General features: G+C 72.6%; 2 protein-coding genes. One reads left to right on the top strand and one right to left on the bottom strand.

Translation table 11 applies throughout. The features are described 5' to 3' along the window. On the top strand, positions 1–1,355 hold a 1,355-nt coding region (locus tag WMI84_RS17905; protein ID WP_347355130.1), incomplete at its 5' end, for an aminotransferase class V-fold PLP-dependent enzyme. An 84-nt stretch (positions 1,356–1,439) separates the two neighbouring features. On the opposite strand, the gene metE is transcribed toward WMI84_RS17905, so the two are convergent. Next, positions 1,440–2,827 (bottom strand): 5-methyltetrahydropteroyltriglutamate--homocysteine S-methyltransferase (gene metE, locus WMI84_RS17900; protein ID WP_347355129.1); only part of this gene is annotated, 1,388 nt, incomplete at its 5' end.

Raw genomic sequence — 2,827 nt, 5'->3', positions numbered from 1 at the left:
TGGGGGAGCGGCCCGTCCAGCCCGTGACGGACCGGGCGGCGCTGGAGCAGGCCCTCGGCGGGCCGCTCCCGGACGCGCCCACTCCACCGAGTCAGGTGATCGAACAGCTCGTCACCGCAACGGCGCCGGGGATCATGGGCACCGTGGGGCCGAGGTTCTTCGGGTTCGTCACCGGCGGCGCGCTTCCCGCGGCATCCGCCGCCGACATCCTGGCCGTCGGCTGGGACCAGTGCGCCTACAACGAGGTCCTGTCTCCCGCCGCGGCCGCTGCCGAGCGCGCCGCCGGTACCTGGCTGAAGGACCTGCTCCACCTGCCGGCGGGGGCGTCGGTCGGGTTCGTCACCGGCGCACAGGCAACCAACACCGTCGGCCTCGCGGTCGGCCGCACCAAGGTGCTCGCGGACGCGGGCTGGGACGTCGCCCGCGACGGCCTGGCCGGCGCCCCACGGGTGCGGATCGTGGCGAGCGAGGAGCGGCACGCGACGATCGACCGGTCCGCCAAGCTGCTCGGCCTCGGCACGGCGAGCATCGAGACCGTCCCCGCCGATGCCAACGGCGCCATCGACGTGGCCCGGCTGCGTGGGGTCCTTGCCCGCACGGCGAACACGCCGACGATCGTCAGCCTGCAACTCGGCAACGTCAACACCGGCGCCTGCGACGACCTGCGCGCCGCGATCCCGCTCGCGCGGGAGCACGGCGCGTGGGTACACGTCGACGGTGCCTTCGGGCTCTGGGCGGCGGCCAGCCCGCGCACGGAGCACCTGACTGCAGGTGTCGAGCTGGCCGACTCGTGGGGGACCGACGCCCACAAGTGGCTCAACGTCCCCTACGACAGCGGCCTCGCGTTCTGCCGGGACCCCGAACTGCACGCGGCGACGATGTCCTACAGCGCGTCCTACCTCACCGGGTCGGGCGCCGCAGGCGACTACGTGCTCGGTGACCTGACCGCCGAGTCCAGCCGGAGGGCAAGAGGGTTCGCGGTCTGGGCGGCACTGCGTGAGCTCGGTCGAACCGGAGTCGCAGACCTCGTCGACCGGTGCTGTGGGCTGGCCCGCCGGATGGCCGACCGGCTCGCGGCCGACGGAGCGACGATCCACAACGACGTCGTGCTCAACCAGGTCCTCGTCAGCTTCGGCGACCCCGCTCGCACCGACGGCATCATCGAGCGGGTGCAGCGTGACGGCACGTGCTGGGTCGGTGGCACCACGTGGCGCGGCCAGCGCCTGATGCGCTTCTCGGTGTCCAACGCCACGACGACCGAGCACGACATCGACGTCTCAGCCGACGCGATCCTTCGTGCGGCTCGGGAGAGCCGGATGCCGCCGTATGCCGCTGGGCGGGCACGGATGCCGTAGCCCTGGGGTCCTGCCACGCCGGGTCTTACCGCGCCGTCGCGTGCAGCAGTGGCTCACCGTGTTGGCGTGGCTCCGATTCGAGGGTCAGCGTGTCGACAGCGACTCACGCACCTGCCTGGCCGCCGCCACGAGGTTGGTCAGGGCCGCCTCCACCTCGGCATAACCGCGGGTCTTCAGGCCGCAGTCCGGGTTCGCCCAGAGCCGTGTCACGGGGACCGACACGGTCGCACGTTCGAGCAGCTCGGTGATCTCGGCCACGCTCGGGACCCGCGGTGAGTGGATGTCGTAGACACCCGGGCCCACCCCGCGGTCCATCCCCCCACGGGTGAGCGCCGGCAGCACCTCCATCCGGGACCGTGCCGCCTCCAGGCTGGTCACGTCCGCACCGAGGTCGTTGATCGCGCCCACCACATCCCCGAACTCCGAGTAGCACAGGTGGGTGTGCACCTGGGTGCCATCGGCCACCGCGCTGGTGGCGACGCGGAAGGCGTCGACCGCCCAGCTGAGATAGGCCGGCTGGTCCTCCCGGCGCAACGGCAACAGCTCGCGCAGCGCGGGTTCGTCGACCTGGATCACCCCGATCCCGGCTCGTTCCAGGTCGAGGGTCTCGTCGCGGACGGCAAGCCCGACCTGCAGGGCGGTCTCGGCCAGCGGCTGGTCGTCCCGGACGAAGGACCAGGCCAGGATCGTCACCGGCCCGGTGAGCATCCCCTTGACCGGACGGTCGGTGAGCGACTGCGCGTAGGAGATCCACGGCACGGTCATCGGTGCCGGCCGGCTCACGTCGCCGAACAGGATCGGCGGGCGCACGCACCGCGACCCGTAGGACTGCACCCAGCCGTGCGCCGAGGTGGCGAAGCCGTCGAGCAGCTCGGCGAAGTACTGCACCATGTCGTTGCGCTCCGGCTCGCCGTGGACCAGCACGTCCAGCCCGAGCGACTCCTGCAGCCGGACCACGCGTTCGATCTCGGCCCGCATCCGCGCGGTGTAGGTGGCGGTGTCGATCCGTCCGGTGCGGTGCCCGGCCCGGGTCGCGCGGACCTCGGGGGTCTGCGGGAACGAGCCGATCGTGGTGGTGGGCAGTGGCGGCAGGCGCAGTCGTTCCTGCTGCAGGGCACGGCGCTGCTCCGCGTCCCCGCGGGTCCGGTCCGACCCGTCCAGCGCGGCCACTCGAGCGCGCACGTCGGGACGCCGGGTGAGCGCCGAATCGCGCCGCCCGGCGATCGCGGACTCCGCTCGAGCGAGCTCCTGGCTCACTCCGGCCAACCCCTGCGACAGCCCGCGCTGCAGCGTCACCACCTCGTGCACCTTCTCTCGGGCGAACGCCAGCCACGGGCGGATCCGCTCGTCCACGGTGTCCTCGTGCTCGAGCGTGTAGGGGACGTGCAGCAAGGAGCAGGACGTGCTCACGGCCAGCGACCCGGTCACCTCGCGCAGGGCAAGGAGGGTCTCGAGCGCGGCACGCAGGTCGG

Origin of the sequence: Intrasporangium sp. (genome assembly GCF_039812505.1) — a bacterium.
GTDB lineage: Bacteria > Actinomycetota > Actinomycetes > Actinomycetales > Dermatophilaceae > Intrasporangium_A.
This window is presented reverse-complemented; position numbering and strand designations above follow the sequence as displayed.